Here is a 15,843-nt window from a genome sequence, read left to right on the forward strand (position 1 = left end):
GCAGAAGGAATTGCTCTGGCGCGCCCCTTTCAGCGGAGGATGGTCAATGAATGCGCCTGCTCCCGTTGTTCGTCCGACTGTCCTGATCGTCGACGATGCCCCCGAGAACCTGACGCTCCTCTCGGAGCTGCTCAAGTTGCTGTACCGCGTCAAGGCTGCCCGCACGGGCGAGAAGGCGCTGCAGATCGCCCGTTCCGAGGAACCGCCGGACATTATCCTGCTGGACGTGATGATGCCCGGCATGAACGGCTTCGAAGTCTGCCGGCGCCTGCGCGAAGACCCGCAGACGTGCCATATCCCGGTGATCTTCATCACCGCCCAGGGCACCGCCGACAACGAAATCCGCGGCCTGGAACTTGGCGCGGTGGACTACCTGACCAAGCCGATCAACCCGCCGACCGTGCTGATGCGCGTGGACAACCAGCTGCGCATCAAGGCCGCCGGCGACTTCCTGCGTGACCAGAACGAGTTCCTCGAACAGGAAATCCAGCGTCGCACCCGCGAGCTGGCTGCCATCCAGGATGTGACCATCCTGGCCATGGCCTCCCTGGCGGAAACCCGCGACAACGAGACCGGCAACCACATTCGCCGCACCCAGCATTACATCAGCGCGCTGGCCGAGCACCTGCAGCAGCACCCGCGCTTTGCCGCCGAACTGGATGAGGCAACCCGCCAGCTGCTGTTCAAGTCGGCGCCGCTGCACGACATCGGCAAGGTCGGCATCCCGGACCATATCCTGCTCAAGCCGGGCCGGCTCACCAGCGAAGAATTCGACGTCATGAAGACGCACACCACGCTGGGGCTCGATGCCCTGGAGAAGGCCGAGGAGCGCCTGGGCATGGACGTGCCCTTCCTGCGCCTGGCCAAGCAGATCGCCTACGGTCACCACGAGAAGTGGGATGGCTCGGGCTATCCGCTGGGCCTGGTCGGCGACGCGATTCCCCTGTCGGCCAGGCTGATGGCGGTGGCCGATGTCTACGATGCGCTGATCAGTCGCCGTATCTACAAGAACGCCATGCCCCACGAGGCAGCCGTGGAGTACATCCACGGCCAGCGCGGCCAGCATTTCGATCCCGATGTGGTCGATGCCTTCCTCGCCCTGCAGGACAAGTTCCGCAGCATCGCCGGACGCTTCGCAGACACCGAATCGTCCCCGCGCGCGGTCGACTGATTTCCCTCCTCATCGATCCAGGGCAGACCCGCCAGGAGACGGCCCGATGGTGACCCCACTCGGTTTTCTACAGCGGCTGAAGCTGAGGACCCGGCTGGTGATCGGGTTTGGCGGCATCCTGCTGTTCGCCCTGTTCGTCGGCCTGTACAGCCTGTACGTCCAGCGCGAGCAGAACCAGCGCATCACCCAGATCTACGAGAAGGAGATGCTCGGCCTGTCGCATATCGATGCTGCCCGCGTTGCGCTGGCAAGCGTCGGCAGGAGCGTGCGCCAGGCAGTGCTGGCGGCGGACGCGGGCGCGCGGGAGCAGGCCCTGGCGCAACTCAAGGAAGCCAAGGCGACCCTGCGCGAGGAAATTGAACAGGCACGCCCACTGATCTATCGCTCCCTGGCCCAGGAAGACCTGACCCGCTTCGAAGTCGCCTACGAGGAGTACCAGGGCCAGGTCGAACGGGTGCTGCAACTCAATGACCAGCCCGCCAGCGCAGGCCGTTCGACCGACCTGGCAGCCATCGCCCTGCTGTCCTCCACCCAGTTGCAACGGCCTGGCGAGGTGGCCAACCAGGCCCTGGCCGAAGTGGCGCAGATCAAGCGCGCCGGGGCGGACCTGGAGGTCAATCGCGCCTCCGAGCATTTTCGCCGCAGCGTCGAACTGACCTTCTGGCTCCTCGCCCTGTGCGTAGGCGGCGGCTTCCTGTTCGGCATCCTCATCAGCCTTTCCATTCGCCGTCCGGCCGACCGGCTGCGGCTCTCGGTCGACGCACTGAGCAAGGGCGAACTGGACACGGAAGTGCCCTTCCAGGACTACCCCAACGAAATCGGCGAAATGGCCAGGGCGATCACCGCCCTGCAGTCCGAAGCCAGGCAAATGGCCGACCAGCGCTGGGTAAAGACCCAGGTCGGCTCGCTCAGCAGCGCCATGCAGTCCGTCGCCGGCTCCCGCGAGCTGGGCGACCGCACCCTGGAGGCACTGGCGCCCCTGCTGGCGTTGCGGCGCGCCTGCCTGCATGTCCACGAGGAGGAAAGCGCAGAGCTCGTCCTGCTGGGCAGCTACGCCGCGCACGCCAACCTGCCGCTGCGCGTTGCCGTGGGGCAGGAACTGATTGGCCAGTGCGCGAAGCGGCGCGAGGCGATCCATCTGCGCCAGGATGCAGCCACCCAGGAAGCTGATTTCGCACCGGCGCTGTTCGTCGACGTGCTGCCGCTGATCCACGGTGAACGGCTGGTCGGCGTGCTGACGCTGGAAAGCCTGGAAGTCATCGAGCACAGCCGCAAAAGCCTGCTCGAGGAAGTCGTCCCGCTGCTCGCGATGAACCTGGAAATCCTCGAGCGCACGTCACGCACCGAGCAACTGCTGGCGGAAACCCTGACCCAGGCCGACTTGATGGAGCAGCAGTCGCTCGCGCTGCAGGAAAGCGAAAAGCGCCTGCAGTACATCCTCGATTGCAGCCCGGTCAGCGTCGCCATCTCGACCCGGGATTACCTGCACCTGGCCAACCCCGCCTTCATCGAGACCTTCGGACTCAAGGTCGGCGATGCCACCTCCGGGCTGTACGTCGAGCAGGCGGACCGCGAGGCGGTGTGGAGCGCGATGCAGGCCGGGGAACGAATGGTCGAGCGCGAAATGCGACTGCGCGACCGCCACGGTGGTGAGCGGGACATCCTCGCGACCTTCCTGCCCATCCATCACCTGGGCGAGTTCGCCGTGCTGGGCTGGTTGTACGACATCACCCAGCGCAAGCAGGCCGAGCAGCAGACCCAGCGAGCCAGGGAGCTGGCCGAGGAAGCGACACGGGCCAAGAGCGAGTTCCTGGCCAACATGAGCCATGAGATCCGCACGCCGATGAACGTGATCATCGGCATGAGCAGCCTCGCACTCAGGAGTGGGCTGAACCCCCGTCAGCACAACTACGTGCAGAAGGTGAATCGCTCCGCCGAGGGGCTGCTCGGCATCATCAACGACATCCTCGATTTCTCGAAGATCGAGGCCGGGATGATGAACGTGGAGCACGTCGAATTCCGCCTGGAAGACGTGCTCGAACAGTTCTCCGGCCTGGTCGGCTTCAAGGCCGAGGAAAAGTCCCTGGAGCTACTCTTCCAGCTGAGCCAGGAACTGCCGACCTCGCTGGTCGGCGATCCGCTGCGGCTGGGGCAGATCCTGCTGAACCTGGGCAACAACGCGGTGAAGTTCACCGAATGCGGGGAAATCGTCCTCGGCATCGAGCCGGTTGCCCTCGGCGCCCAGGAGGCGCAGCTGCACTTCTGGCTGCGCGATACCGGCATCGGCATGACCGCCGAGCAGAGCGGGCGCATGTTCCAGTCCTTCATCCAGGCCGACTCATCCACCTCGCGCCGCTATGGCGGTACGGGGCTGGGGCTGTCGATCTCCCGAAGCCTGGTGGAACTCATGGGCGGAAGCATCTGGGTGGACAGCGAACCGGGCAAGGGCTCCGTCTTCCACTTCCATGCGCACTTCGGCATCCCCTCGACCGCTGCGCCCCGGCGCATGCTGCGGGCGGACGAGCTGCTGGGCGTGCGGGCGCTGGTGGTCGACGACAACGCCTCGGCCCGCGAGATTCTCTCGGGAATGGCGCTGAGCTACGGACTGGAAGTCGACGTCGCGCGCAACGGCAGTGAAGCGCTGGAGTGGATCAGCGAGGCCGAACAGCGGCACCTGCCGTACCAACTGGTGCTGGTGGATTGGCAGATGCCGGGGATGGACGGTATCGAAGTGGTCGGGCGCCTGCACGATGGCCATTGCGAGAATGTCCCGGCAGTGATCATGGTCACCGCCTTCGGCCGCGAAGAAGCACTGGAGGCCGCAGAGGAACGCGGTGTCGAACTGGGCACCGTGCTGACCAAGCCGGTGACGCCCTCCACCCTGCTGGAGTCGATCAACATCGCCCTGGGCAGGCAGAGTTTCGTCGAACCACGTAGCCGGGAACGGCAGAGCGCCACCGACGATGCCCTGGCCAGCGTGGCCGGCAGCCGGATGCTGCTGGTGGAGGACAACGAGCTGAACCAGGAGCTGGCGATGGAGCTGCTGGGCGACGCCGGCATCGAGATCGTGCTCGCCTGCAACGGCCAGGAAGCACTGGACAGGCTGGCCGTCGACCAGCGTTTCGACTGCGTGCTGATGGACTGCCAGATGCCGGTGCTCGATGGCTACGCGGCCACCCGCGCTTTGCGCCTGCACCCGGAGCTGGCACAGCTGCCGATCATCGCCATGACCGCCAACAACATGACAGGCGACCGCGAACTGGCATTGGCCGCCGGCATGAACGACCACATCGCCAAACCCATCGACCCGCCCGCAATGTTCCTCACCCTGTCACGCTGGATAAAACCGCGGCAGCGCGAGGCCGTTGCCGAGGCCCCTGTTGCCGTCGAGCAGGGACGTGGCCAGCTCGCCTTGCCCGGCATCGATACCCGCGCAGGGCTCGCCACCTGCGCCGGCAAGGCCGGGCTCTATGAACGGCTGCTGCGCCGCTTCCACACCAGCTACGGGGGTTTCGTCGACGAGTTCCACGCCCTGGACCCTGGCAGCGATCCGCAGGCGCATCGCAGGGCGGCGCATACCCTGCGCGGCGCGGCTGCCAACATTGGCGCCCAGTCGCTGGCCAGGGCGGCCACGGCTCTGGAGGACGCCTGCCAGGCGCACGCCCCGCAAACCTCGATCTCGCGGCTACTTGTCGATTTGCAGTCAGAGTTGGAAGTGGTGCTGGCCGGTCTCGCACGCCATCTCGCGTCGCCACAGTCACCCGTGGCCCAGCCCCGCATGGCGGATGCCGAGGCGAGCGCCCTGCTCCGCCGATTGCAGGACGCGCTGTTGCACAGCGATACCAGCGCCGGCGACCTCGCCGGCCGCCTGGAGGGCTTCTATCAGGATCGGCCCAGGGCCGCCCACCTGCAGGAGGTGGCCGCGGCCATCGAAGGCTTCGACTTCGAGCAGGCGCTGGTGCATCTGCAGCGGCTGCTGGAAGACGAGCCCTCGAGTCTTCAGCTGCACCCTTGAGGGCGGGCCGGCCCGCCCCTGGCCGAGCGTCGCGTCAAAGCGTCCTGATCGACGTACTGATCGCCCGCGCGCACTCGATGGCCGCCGGTGCCAGGCGACGCTCGGCGTCCTCGCGGGTCCAGCGGCTGGTCGGTGCGACGACATGCACCGACGCCACCGGGCGCCCCTGGCTGTTGCGCACCGGCGCGGCCACCGCCATGTCCCCCAGGAACAGTTCCTCGCTATTGATCGCGTAGCCCTTGCGGCGAATCTTGGCGATCTCGGCGAGGATTTCCTCCAGCGAAGTGCGGGTGTACTGGGTGTGACTGGACAGGTCGCTGTCCCGCAGCAGCTCCAGCACCTCGTCGTCGCTCAGCGCACTGAGGAATGCGCGGCCCGAAGCGGTGCAGTACATCGGGATGCGGCTGCCGATGGGCAGGTGGATCGGGATGAATTTCGGCCCCACGAAACGCGCCACGTAGAGCATGTCGGTGCGCACTGGCTCGGTGAGGTTAGTGGTTTCGCCGGTGGTCTGTGCCAGCTCCGCGAGGAAGGGGTTGGCGACATCTACCAGGGTGTCGGCGGCGAGGTAGTTGTAGCCGATCTCCATCACCTGCGGGGTCAGCTGGAAGCGCTTGGTCTGCGGGTGCTTGCAGACATACCCCAGCGCTTCGAGCGTATGGATCATCCGCTGCGCGGAGCTCTTGGTGATGTTGGCGGCCTCCGCCACTTCCGCCAGGTTCATGGTGCGGCTGCGCGCGTTGAAGGCGCGCAGCACGGCCAGGCCCTTTTCCAGCGACTGGTTGAACAGGCTGTTTTCGTTGTCGCTCATGTCTCGTCCTTGCGAAGGATCAGGTTCTTATTAGACTGCAAATATCGATATGCGATATTTATAAATCTCTTTACGATTTTTGTAAATCATTTATATTGCGACCAACGCCTCCTGCCGATACTCGAGGCTATCCATAACGCATAAAGACAACAAACCGCGTCAAATGGGAGTTCATCCATGCATCCTCGCCTCCGCGTGTTTTCCTGCGCCCTCGCGCTCGTCGCCAGCTGTGCCGCATCCCTGGCCGCCCAGGCCGAACCTCTGAAAGTCGGCGCCACCGCCACCGGCGTTCCCTTTACCTTCCTCGACGTCAAGACCAACAGCATCCAGGGCATGATGGTCGACTCCGCACAGGCCGTGGCCAAGGCCGGCGGCTTCGAAGTGGAGATCGCCCAGACCACCTTCGCCGCACTGATCCCCTCGCTCACCGCGAAGAAGATCGACCTGATCTCCGCCGCCATGCTGCGCACTCCCGAGCGGGAGAAAGTGGTGCAGTACTCCGACCCGGTGTTCGAGTACGGCGAAGGCCTGGTGGTACGCGCCGACGACGACAAGGCCTACACCAGCATGGATGACTTCAAGGGCGAGATCGTTGGCGCCCAGGTTGGCACCATCTTCATCGACAAGCTCAACCAGCGCGGCATCTTCAAGGAAGTGCGCGGCTACGACTCCCTCGCCGACCTCACTCGCGACCTGGCCCTGGGGCGCATCAAGGCCGGCTTCGGCGACCACCCGATCCTCGCCTACCAGATGGCCAAGGGCAGCCTGAAGAAGGTGCGTCTGGTAGACAGCTACCAGCCGCAGATCAAGGGCGAGGTCTGCCTGATCCTGCGCCAGGGCGACCCGGCTCTGCTCGCCCAGGTGAACAAGGGCATCGCCAGCATCAAGGCCGACGGCACCCTCGCCGGCATCATCGACAAGTGGCACCTGGACTGACGGTCGCCCTTCTCGCGCGCCTCCTGCGCCCGGCTACGGGCGCTCTCTGATTTACGCTCACGGACACTTCCCATGTTTCTCCAGAATGCTCTGGACTTCCTGCCCATTCTCCTGAGTGGCGCGGTGGTCACCGTGCAGGTCACGATTGCGTCGTTCCTGCTCAGCTCGCTCATCGGCCTGGCCTTCGCCCTGATGATGGTGTCGAAGATTCGCGCCGTGGCGCTGTTCGGCATCTCCGTGGTCAACGTGATCCGCGGCCTGCCGATCATCGTGCAGCTGTTCTACATCTACTTCGTGCTGCCGGACTTCGGCGTGCAGCTCAGCGCCATGCAGGCCGGCATCATCGGCCTGGGCATCGCCTACTCGGCGTACCAGGCGGAGAACTTCCGCGCCGGCATCCAGGCCATCCAGCAGGGGCAGATCGAAGCCGCCGAATCCCTTGGCATGCGCGGCCCGATGATCATGCGCCGGGTGGTGCTGCCGCAGGCTTTCCGCATCGCCCTGCCGCCCTACGGCAACACCCTGGTGATGATGCTCAAGGACTCCTCGCTGGTGTCCACCATCACCGTGGCCGAGATGACCCGCGCCGGCCAGCTGATCGCCTCCTCGACCTTCGAGAACATGACCGTCTACACCCTGGTGGCCCTGCTCTACCTGGCCCTGAGCCTGCCGCTGTCGTACGCCCTGCGCCGCCTCGAAGCGCGCATCGCCACGAGGAAGAAAGCATGATCCGCATCCAGTCGCTGCACAAAAGCTACGGCAGCACCCGCGTCCTCGAAGGCATCGACCTGTCCGTGGAGAGCGGCCAGGTGGTGTGCCTGATCGGCCCGTCCGGCTCGGGCAAGTCCACCCTGCTGCGCTGCATCAACGGGCTGGAGACCTACGAGGGCGGCGACATCCTGGTCGGCCAGGAGCGTGTCGACCGCCACGCCAACTCCATCCACGAGATCCGCACCCAGGTGGCGATGGTGTTCCAGCGCTTCAACCTGTTCCCCCACCGCACCGCGCTGCAGAACGTGATGGAAGGCCCGGTGTACGTGAAGAAGGAACGCCCGGACGAGGCCCGCGAGCATGCCCGCGCGCTGCTGGAAAAAGTCGGCCTGAGCCATCGCATGGATGCCTACCCGGACGAACTCTCCGGCGGCCAGCAGCAGCGCGTCGCCATCGCCCGCGCCCTGGCCATGCGGCCCAAGGCAATCCTCTTCGACGAGCCGACCTCGGCGCTGGACCCGGAACTGGTGGGTGAAGTGCTGGCGGTGATGCGCAAGCTCGCCGACGAAGGCATGACCATGGTCGTGGTGACCCACGAGATGGGCTTCGCCCGCGAAGTGGCGGACAAGGTGTGCTTCCTCTATGGCGGGCGCATCGTCGAGGAAGGCGCGGCCAAGGACGTGCTCGGCGCGCCGAGCCAGCCGCGCACCCAGGAATTCCTCCGCCGCCTGCTCAACACCGACGGGGGCCAGGCATGAACGCCCAGCCCCTGGTACTGCCGCCTTCGCTCTGGGCGGCCACCGCGAACGCCGGCCCGGCAACACCGGCGCTGGCTGAAGACAAGCAGGCCGACGTCGCCATCGTCGGCGCCGGCTACACCGGGCTGGTCACGGCGCTGCACCTGGCCCGCAATGGCGTACGCGTCTGCGTGCTGGACGCCGGCGAACCCGGCTGGGGCGCTTCCGGGCGCAACGGTGGGCAAGTGATTCCCGGCCTCAAGCATGATCCCGATGACCTCCGCCGGATGTTCGGCGGCGACAAGGCCGAGCGCCTGATCGAAGTTGCCGGGGGCGCTGCCGATGAAGTCTTCGAGCTGATCCACCGCTACGACATCGATTGCGAAGCCACCCGCAAGGGCTGGATTCAACCGGCCGCCTCCCCGGCCGCCCTGCGCGCCATCGAAAAACGCGCCGAGCAGTGGCGCCAGCGCGGCGTGCCGGTGGAGATGCTCGACAAGAGCAGCGTCGCCCAGCGCATCGGCAGCAACGACTACCTCGGCGCCTGGGTCGACCCGCGCGCCGGCAGCGTGCAGCCGCTGAGTTACGTGCGTGGCCTGGCCCGCGCCGCGCTGGCCGAAGGCGCAGTGATTCACGGCCACAACCGCGTGACCGGGCTGCGCCGCCACGGCAGCGGCTGGCAGCTCACCACATCCACCGGGCACAGCGTGACTGCCGAGCGCGTTGTCCTCGCCACCAACGGTTATACCGACGACCTGTGGCCGAAGCTGCGCCAGACGGTGATCGCCGCCAACAGCTTCATCGTCGCCACCAAACCCCTGCCGGAGAAACTGCGGCGCAGCGTGCTGCCGGGTGGTGAGGTCTGCTCGGATGCCCGTCGCCTGCTGCTGTACTTCAAGCAGGACGCACGCGGCCGGCTGTTGCTGGGTGGCCGCGGCCCGTTCGCCGAGCCGCGCTCGCCCGCTGATTGGCTGCATCTGAAGGGTTCGCTGCTGGGGCTGTTCCCGCAGCTGGCCGAGGTCGAGTTCGAGTACCAGTGGAGTGGCCGCGTGGCGCTGACGCCGGACTTCATGCCGCGGCTGCACGAACCGGCGCCGAACCTGAGCATCCTGCTGGGCTACAACGGCCGCGGCATCGCCATGGCTTCCGCCCTGGGCCGCCACCTGGCAGAGCGCCTGCTGGACCGCGAGAAGGACTTCCCCTTCCCGGTCACGCCGGTGCGGCCGATCCCCTTCCACGGGCTGCAGCGCCTCTATCTCGGCGTCGGTATCGCCTGGTACCGGCTGCTCGACGCGGTCCTCTGACCGAGCCCGGCCTGACGCTTGCGTCAGGCCGGGCCTCCCTCCTGCATGGCCGCCAGGTACGCACGCGGCGGCTGCCCGGTGTGCTCGCGGAAGCAGCGGTAGAACACCGACAACGAATTGAAGCCCACCGCGAACGCCAGTTCGTCGATGCGCGCCGCCGGCTCCTCGCGCAGGCGCTCCAGCAGGTGGCCGATGCGCGCCTGGTTCAGGTAGCGGTAAAAGCTCTGCCCGAGCACCTGGTTGAGCAGGTAGGAAATCTGGTTGCGCGTATAGCCGGTGGCCCGCGCCAGGCGCTCCAGGTCCATCTCCGGATCGAGATAGGGATGGGCGCTGCCGAAGTAGGATTCGATATCCAGCAGCATCTTCCCCACCTGCGCGGAGTTAAGCCCCAGGCGGCGCTGGTCCTTGACGCCCTCCTCGCGCTGCTCGCGCACGGGCGTGGCGTACTCATGGACACGCCAGATCAGCCCATCGCGCACGGTGATCGCCTCGCTGGCGCGGAACGAGGCCAGCCGGCTGCTGCGCCGCAGCGTCAGGCGCGAGCGGTACTGGATGAACGCGGTGTCGCCATCGGCACGGATCTGGTCGATATGCTCGATGTGATGCTGCGGGCTGCGCGGCATGGCCGTGCGGATGTAGCCGGGCAGCTCGCTGGCGGGGATTTCCAGGTCGTTGTAGAAGTCGCAGTACTGCACCTGCGGATGGAACATCGCCAGCACGCCTTCAACGTCGCGATTCATCCAGCACTGGTGGTAGCGCGTGACCACTTCGCGGGTGCGCTCGGTTTCTTCATTCATTGTTTTCCCTCCGCCCAGGCCCGCAGCGTAGGGCGCGAGTATCGCGCTGCACAGTGCCGCGGGTCCGCAGCAGCATCGCCGATTCCGCCCGTGCACGGAAGAACGACGCAAAACCGCGCCACGCCTAGTTTTCGGCCAGGGCCGAAAACAACAGAACAAGGCCTGATTCCCACCTGCCGATCGCATGGGCGCTGCGCAAGCCGGCGCCCTCAGGAGTGAAGATGAACAAGCGTGCTTTGGGTTGTCTGGCCGGCCTGCTGGCCGGTGTCGCGTTGCCGGTGATGGCGGCGCCGCAGGAAGTGCATTTCGCCAACTGGGCCGACTACATCGGGCCGACCGTGCTGCAGGACTTCCAGAAGGAAACCGGGATCAGGGTGGTGCTCGACGCCTTCGAATCCGACGAAGTGCTGGAAGCCAAGCTGCTCACCGGGCATTCGGGCTTCGACGTGGTGGTGCCCTCGGCGGACTTCCTCGCCCGCCAGCTCAAGGCCGGCGTCTACCGCCCGCTGGACGACGCGCTGCTGCCCAACCGCAAGAACCTCGACCCCGACCTGCTGGCCCGCGTCGCCCTGTCCGACCCCGGCAACCGCTTCGCCGTGCCTTACCTCTGGGGCACCGTCGGCGTGGGCTACAACCCGGCCAAGGTCAAGGCCGCGCTGGGCGCCGACGCGCCGCTGGACTCCTGGGACCTGGTGTTCAAGCCGGAGAACCTCGCCAAGCTCAAGGGCTGCGGCGTGGCCTTCCTCGACTCGCCGGCGAAGATCCTGCCGCTGGCCCTGCACTACCTGGGCAAGGACCCGAACAGCAACAACCCGGCGGACTACGAGGCGGGCACCAAGCTGCTGGAAAGCCTCAAGCCCTCGGTGACCTACTTCAGCTCGACCAAGTACATCACCGACCTCGCCAACGGCAACGTCTGCGTCGCCATCGGCTTCTCCGGCGACGTGCTGCAGGCGCAGAAGAGCGCCCAGGAAGCCGGTGGTTCGGTACAGGTGGAATACAGCGTGCCGAAGGAAGGCACCAACATCTGGTTCGACAACCTGGCCATCCCCAAGGACGCTCGCAACCCCGAGGGCGCCCACGCATTCATCAACTACCTGATGCGCCCGGACGTGATCGCCAAGACCAGCGACTACCTGCACTACGCCAACGCCAACGTGCCGGCCAAGGCGCTGATGGACCAGAAGGTCCGCGAGAACCCGGCGGTCTACCCGAATGCCGAACTGGTCAAGGGCATGTACGTCAGCCTGCCGCCGAGCCCATCGATCCTGCGCCTGATCACCCGCGACTGGAGCCGGATCAAGTCCGGGGTCTGATTCCCGAACCGCTCCTTTTACACCAGCAGCCCCGGTCGCCACGGCGTCCGGGGCTTTCTGCATTGGAAGCAGGCGCTTTTTTGCAGCGATTCCCAAGCCTTGCGGAAAGTGGATAGAACACACTCCCGCCTCCAGCCGACACTAGCCTCGCCTGGCAGCACGATGCTGCGTGCGCATCCCCTTATAAAATTAAGAAACCTTCCGAGGCTTGTATGACCACCCCCGCCGAGCAACTGGAGCAACGGCTGAAGCAACAGAAAATCACCGAAGTCGAATGCGTGGTGAGCGATCTCACCGGCATCGCCCGCGGCAAGATTTCTCCCACCAACAAGTTCCTCGGCGAGGGGGGCATGCGTCTCCCCGAAAGTGTTCTGCTGCAGACGGTCACCGGCGATTTCGTCGATGACGACGTCTATTACGACCTGCTGGACGAAGCGGACATCGACATGGTCTGCCGCCCCGACCCGGACGCCATCTTCCTGGTGCCCTGGGCGCTGGAGCCGACCGCGATGGTCATCCACGACACCTTCGACAAGGTCGGCAACCCCATCGAACTGTCCCCGCGCAACGTCCTCAAGCGCGTACTCAAGCTCTACGCCGACAAGGGCTGGAGCCCGGTGGTAGCGCCGGAGATGGAGTTCTACCTGACCAAGCGCAGCAGCGACCCGGACTTCCCGCTGGAAGCCCCCGTCGGCCGCTCGGGCCGCCCCGAAAGCGGCCGCCAGAGCTTCTCCATCGATGCCGCCAACGAATTCGACCCGCTGTTCGAGGACGTCTACGACTGGTGCGAACTGCAGGGCCTCGACCTCGATACGCTGATCCACGAGGACGGCCCGGCGCAGATGGAAATCAACTTCCGTCATGGCGACGCGCTGAGCCTGGCCGACCAGATCATCGTGTTCAAGCGCACCATGCGCGAAGCCGCGCTCAAGCATGACGTCAGCGCCACCTTCATGGCCAAGCCGATCACCGACGAGCCCGGCAGCGCCATGCACATTCACCAGAGCGTGCTGGACATCGCCACCGGCAAGAACATCTTCGCCGCTGAAGACGGCTCCATGAGCCAGCTGTTCCTGCACTACATCGGCGGCCTGCAGAAGTACATCCCGAAAGTGCTGCCGATGTTCGCGCCGAACGTGAACTCCTTCCGCCGCTTCCTGCCGGACACCTCCGCGCCGGTGAACGTCGAATGGGGCGAAGAGAACCGCACCGTGGGCCTGCGCGTCCCCGCCGCCCCGCCGATCGCCATGCGCGTGGAAAACCGCCTGCCGGGCGCCGACGCCAACCCCTATCTGGCGCTGGCCGCCAGCCTGCTCTGCGGCTACCTGGGCATGATCGAACAGGTCAACCCCAGCGCGGCTGTCCAGGGCCGCGCGTACGAGCGCCGCAACCTGCGCCTGCCGATCACCATCGAGGACGCGCTGCAGCAGATGGAAGACTGCGCCGTGCTCAAGGAGTTCCTCGGCGAGAAATTCGTACAGGGCTACGTGGCGGTGAAACGCACCGAGCATGAGAACTTCAAGCGGGTGATCAGCTCCTGGGAGCGCGAGTTCCTCCTGCTGAGCGTCTGATCAACCCCACTACTCCATTCACAACAACAATTCGGGAGTCGACATGAGACTGCTGCGCACCCTTGCGCCCTTCGCCCTGGCCACGATGGCCACGGCCGCTCACGCTGAACCGACGGTCAGCATCTACAACTGGACCGACTACATCGCACCGGACACCCTCGCCGGCTTCCAGAAGACCACCGGGATCAAGCCGGTGTACGACGTCTTCGATTCCAACGAGACCCTGGAAGGCAAGCTGCTGGCGGGCCGTTCCGGCTACGACGTGGTGGTGCCGTCCAACCACTTCCTGACCCGCCAGGTGCAGGCCGGCGTGTTCCTCGAACTCGACCGCAGCAAGCTGCCGAACTGGAAGCACCTGGACCCGACGCTGCTCAAGCTGCTGGAACAGAACGACCCAGGCAACAAGCATTCGGTGCCCTACCTGTGGGGCACCAACGGCATCGGCTACAACGTCGCCAAGGTCAAGCAGGTACTGGGCGTCGACAAGATCGATTCGTGGTCGGTGCTGTTCGAGCCGGAGAACATCAAGAAGCTCAGCACGTGCGGCGTGGCCTTCATGGACTCGCCCGACGAGATGATCCCCTCGGTGCTCAACTACCTGGGCCTGGACCCCAACAGCACCAACCCGGCGGACTATCCGAAGGCCGAGGCCAAGCTGGTGGCGGTGCGCCCGTACGTCACCTACTTCCACTCCTCGAAGTACATCTCGGACCTGGCCAACGGCAACATCTGCGTGGCCTTCGGCTACTCCGGCGACGTGTTCCAGGCCGCCGCACGGGCCAAGGAAGCGAAGAACGGCATCGAGATCGCCTACACCATTCCCAAGGAAGGCGCGAACCTGTGGTTCGACCTGATGGCGATCCCCTCGGACGCGGGCCATCCCGAGCAGGCGCTGGCGTTCATCAACTACATCCTCGATCCGAAGGTCATCGCCGGTATCAGCGAATACGTCGGCTACCCCAGCGCCAACGCTAACGCCAAGACCCTGCTGCCCGAAGAGATGCAGAACAACCCCGAGGTCTACCCGAGCCAGGCCGTGCTCGACAAGCTGTACATCGCCAAGGCGCCGCCGCCCAAGATCATGCGCCTGATGACCCGCAGCTGGAGCAAGATCAAGTTCAACCAATGATGCGAGAAAGTCCCATGAAGCACACCGAGGAGCACGCCGCGTCCTATTACGCCGCGACCGCCCGCGACCGTCAGCAGTACCCTGCCCTCACCGGGGACGTGCGGGCGGACGTCTGCGTGATCGGCGGCGGCTTCACCGGCGTGAACGCAGCCCTGGAGCTGGCCCGACGTGGCCACTCCGTGGTGCTGCTGGAAGCCCGGCGCATCGGCTGGGGCGCCAGTGGGCGCAATGGCGGGCAGCTGATCCGTGGCATCGGCCATGACGTCAGCGGCTTCGCCAAGTACGTCGGCGAGGAAGGCGTGCAGTATCTGGAGCAGGCAGGTGTCGATTCGGTGGCCCTGGTCGCCGAGCGCATCCGCGAGCTTGCTATCGAGTGCGACCTGCGCTGGGGCTTCTGCGAGCTGGCCAATACCCCGGCGCAATATGCCGCCATGGTCCGTGAGCAGGAGTCGCTGAGCACTTCGGATTACCCGCACGAGACCCGGCTGGTACCGCCGGAACGCATGCGCGAAGTGGTCGCCAGCGACTGCTACGCGGGCGGGCACATCGACATGGGCTCGGGCCACCTGCACCCGCTCGACCTGGTGAAGGGCGAGGCCCGCGCGGCCAAGTCCTTCGGTGCGCAGATATTCGAGCAGAGCCCGGTGCTGCGCATCGAGCACGGTGCGACTGCCGTCGTTCACTGCGCCCAGGGCCGCGTGCTGGCGAACACCCTGGTGCTTGGCTGCAACGCGCACCTGGAGGAGCTGGAGCCCAGGCTCACCGGCAAGGTACTGCCCGCCGGTAGCTACGTGGTGGCCACCGAGCCGCTGTCCGCGGAACTGGCGGCGCAGCTGATCCCGCAGAACATGGCGCTGTGCGACCAGAAGGTGGGGTTGGACTACTACCGCCTGACGGCCGACCGTCGCCTGCTGTTCGGCGGCGCCTGCCACTACTCCGGGCGCGACCCGGCGGACATCGGCGCCTACATGCGGCCGAAGGTGCTCAAGGTGTTCCCGCAGCTGCAACAGGTGAAGCTCGACTACCAGTGGGGCGGCATGATCGGCATCACCGCCAATCGCTTCCCACAGGTCGGCCGGCTCAAGGCCCATCCCAATGTGTACTTCGCCCAGGGCTATTCCGGCCACGGGCTGAACGTCACGCACTGGTCGGCCAAACTGCTGGCGGAAGCCATCCATCAGGGCGAGAGCAAGGGGCTGGACCTGTTCAGCGCGGTGCCTCACCTGACCTTCCCCGGCGGCAAGCTGCTGCGCTCGCCACTGCTGGCGTTGGGCATGGCGTGGTATCGGGTACGCGAGCTGATCGGCTGATCAATCGCGCTGCAGTAAACGAAAAGCCCCCGATT

12 protein-coding genes are annotated in these 15,843 nt (G+C 65.8%); 10 read left to right on the forward strand and 2 right to left on the reverse strand.

Annotated features, from left to right (window positions below):
• Window positions 1–46 precede the first annotated feature (46 nt).
• Together RS899_RS13170 and RS899_RS13175 are read left to right on the forward strand one after the other, a co-directional pair.
• Complete coding sequence (locus tag RS899_RS13170; protein ID WP_054907097.1) at window positions 47–1,171, forward strand: response regulator; 1,125 nt, start codon at window positions 47–49, stop codon at window positions 1,169–1,171.
• A gap of 46 nt (window positions 1,172–1,217) precedes the next feature.
• Entirely contained in the window at window positions 1,218–5,186 is a 3,969-nt protein-coding gene (locus RS899_RS13175; protein ID WP_315810163.1) for a response regulator, read from the forward strand.
• Between the two features lie 34 nt (window positions 5,187–5,220).
• On the opposite strand, the gene RS899_RS13180 is transcribed toward RS899_RS13175, so the two are convergent.
• Window positions 5,221–5,997 carry an IclR family transcriptional regulator gene (locus tag RS899_RS13180; RefSeq protein WP_315810164.1) on the reverse strand — a complete coding sequence of 259 codons (777 nt, stop codon included), beginning with the start codon at window positions 5,995–5,997 and terminating at the stop codon, window positions 5,221–5,223.
• A gap of 177 nt (window positions 5,998–6,174) precedes the next feature.
• Between RS899_RS13180 and RS899_RS13185 the strand changes: the two genes are divergently transcribed.
• The 4 genes from RS899_RS13185 to RS899_RS13200 all read left to right on the forward strand — a co-directional run bounded on the left by RS899_RS13185 (window position 6,175) and on the right by RS899_RS13200 (window position 9,685).
• Complete coding sequence (locus RS899_RS13185; protein WP_054907100.1) at window positions 6,175–6,933, forward strand: ABC transporter substrate-binding protein; 759 nt, start codon at window positions 6,175–6,177, stop codon at window positions 6,931–6,933.
• Window positions 6,934–7,005: 72 nt separating this feature from the next.
• Entirely contained in the window at window positions 7,006–7,662 is a 657-nt protein-coding gene (locus tag RS899_RS13190; protein WP_038803618.1) for an amino acid ABC transporter permease, read from the forward strand.
• The gene (locus tag RS899_RS13195; protein WP_054907101.1) at window positions 7,659–8,402 is read left to right on the forward strand and encodes an amino acid ABC transporter ATP-binding protein; all 744 of its coding nucleotides are present in this window, start codon (window positions 7,659–7,661) and stop codon (window positions 8,400–8,402) included. Before RS899_RS13190 ends, RS899_RS13195 begins: the two co-directional genes overlap by 4 nt.
• A complete protein-coding gene (locus RS899_RS13200; RefSeq protein WP_315810165.1) occupies window positions 8,399–9,685 on the forward strand; it encodes an FAD-binding oxidoreductase in 1,287 nt (428 codons plus the stop codon). The genes RS899_RS13195 and RS899_RS13200 overlap by 4 nt, the downstream gene beginning before the upstream one ends.
• A gap of 23 nt (window positions 9,686–9,708) precedes the next feature.
• Here RS899_RS13200 and RS899_RS13205 read toward each other — a convergent pair whose 3' ends face one another.
• Window positions 9,709–10,482 (reverse strand): AraC family transcriptional regulator, encoded by a 774-nt coding sequence (locus RS899_RS13205; protein WP_038803620.1) that lies wholly within the window; start codon window positions 10,480–10,482, stop codon window positions 9,709–9,711.
• A gap of 221 nt (window positions 10,483–10,703) precedes the next feature.
• On the opposite strand from RS899_RS13205, the gene RS899_RS13210 reads away from it, so the two are divergent.
• From RS899_RS13210 to RS899_RS13225, 4 genes are all read left to right on the forward strand, one after another.
• Window positions 10,704–11,798, forward strand: a complete 1,095-nt coding sequence (locus tag RS899_RS13210; RefSeq protein ID WP_315810166.1) for a polyamine ABC transporter substrate-binding protein — start codon at window positions 10,704–10,706, stop codon at window positions 11,796–11,798.
• A 212-nt stretch (window positions 11,799–12,010) separates the two neighbouring features.
• The gene (locus tag RS899_RS13215; RefSeq protein WP_054907104.1) at window positions 12,011–13,369 is read left to right on the forward strand and encodes a glutamine synthetase family protein; all 1,359 of its coding nucleotides are present in this window, start codon (window positions 12,011–12,013) and stop codon (window positions 13,367–13,369) included.
• Window positions 13,370–13,412: 43 nt separating this feature from the next.
• Window positions 13,413–14,498, forward strand: coding sequence for a polyamine ABC transporter substrate-binding protein (locus RS899_RS13220; RefSeq protein WP_315810167.1), 1,086 nt, complete (start codon window positions 13,413–13,415; stop codon window positions 14,496–14,498).
• A 14-nt stretch (window positions 14,499–14,512) separates the two neighbouring features.
• Complete coding sequence (locus RS899_RS13225) at window positions 14,513–15,808, forward strand: NAD(P)/FAD-dependent oxidoreductase (RefSeq protein ID WP_233297650.1); 1,296 nt, start codon at window positions 14,513–14,515, stop codon at window positions 15,806–15,808.
• The last annotated feature ends 35 nt before the right edge of the window (window positions 15,809–15,843 follow it).

The organism is Pseudomonas sp. C9-3, from assembly GCF_032392015.1.
GTDB classification, from domain to species: domain Bacteria; phylum Pseudomonadota; class Gammaproteobacteria; order Pseudomonadales; family Pseudomonadaceae; genus Pseudomonas; species Pseudomonas nitroreducens.

Coding starts and splice junctions, on each gene's coding strand:
- RS899_RS13215 (WP_054907104.1), top strand. CDS start 12,011: ATGACCACCCCCGCCGAGCAACTGGAGCAACGGCTGAAGCAACAGAAA.
- RS899_RS13200 (WP_315810165.1), top strand. CDS start 8,399: ATGAACGCCCAGCCCCTGGTACTGCCGCCTTCGCTCTGGGCGGCCACC.
- RS899_RS13180 (WP_315810164.1), bottom strand. CDS start 5,997: ATGAGCGACAACGAAAACAGCCTGTTCAACCAGTCGCTGGAAAAGGGC.
- RS899_RS13210 (WP_315810166.1), top strand. CDS start 10,704: ATGAACAAGCGTGCTTTGGGTTGTCTGGCCGGCCTGCTGGCCGGTGTC.
- RS899_RS13225 (WP_233297650.1), top strand. CDS start 14,513: ATGAAGCACACCGAGGAGCACGCCGCGTCCTATTACGCCGCGACCGCC.
- RS899_RS13220 (WP_315810167.1), top strand. CDS start 13,413: ATGAGACTGCTGCGCACCCTTGCGCCCTTCGCCCTGGCCACGATGGCC.
- RS899_RS13175 (WP_315810163.1), top strand. CDS start 1,218: ATGGTGACCCCACTCGGTTTTCTACAGCGGCTGAAGCTGAGGACCCGG.
- RS899_RS13195 (WP_054907101.1), top strand. CDS start 7,659: ATGATCCGCATCCAGTCGCTGCACAAAAGCTACGGCAGCACCCGCGTC.
- RS899_RS13205 (WP_038803620.1), bottom strand. CDS start 10,482: ATGAATGAAGAAACCGAGCGCACCCGCGAAGTGGTCACGCGCTACCAC.
- RS899_RS13185 (WP_054907100.1), top strand. CDS start 6,175: ATGCATCCTCGCCTCCGCGTGTTTTCCTGCGCCCTCGCGCTCGTCGCC.
- RS899_RS13190 (WP_038803618.1), top strand. CDS start 7,006: ATGTTTCTCCAGAATGCTCTGGACTTCCTGCCCATTCTCCTGAGTGGC.
- RS899_RS13170 (WP_054907097.1), top strand. CDS start 47: ATGAATGCGCCTGCTCCCGTTGTTCGTCCGACTGTCCTGATCGTCGAC.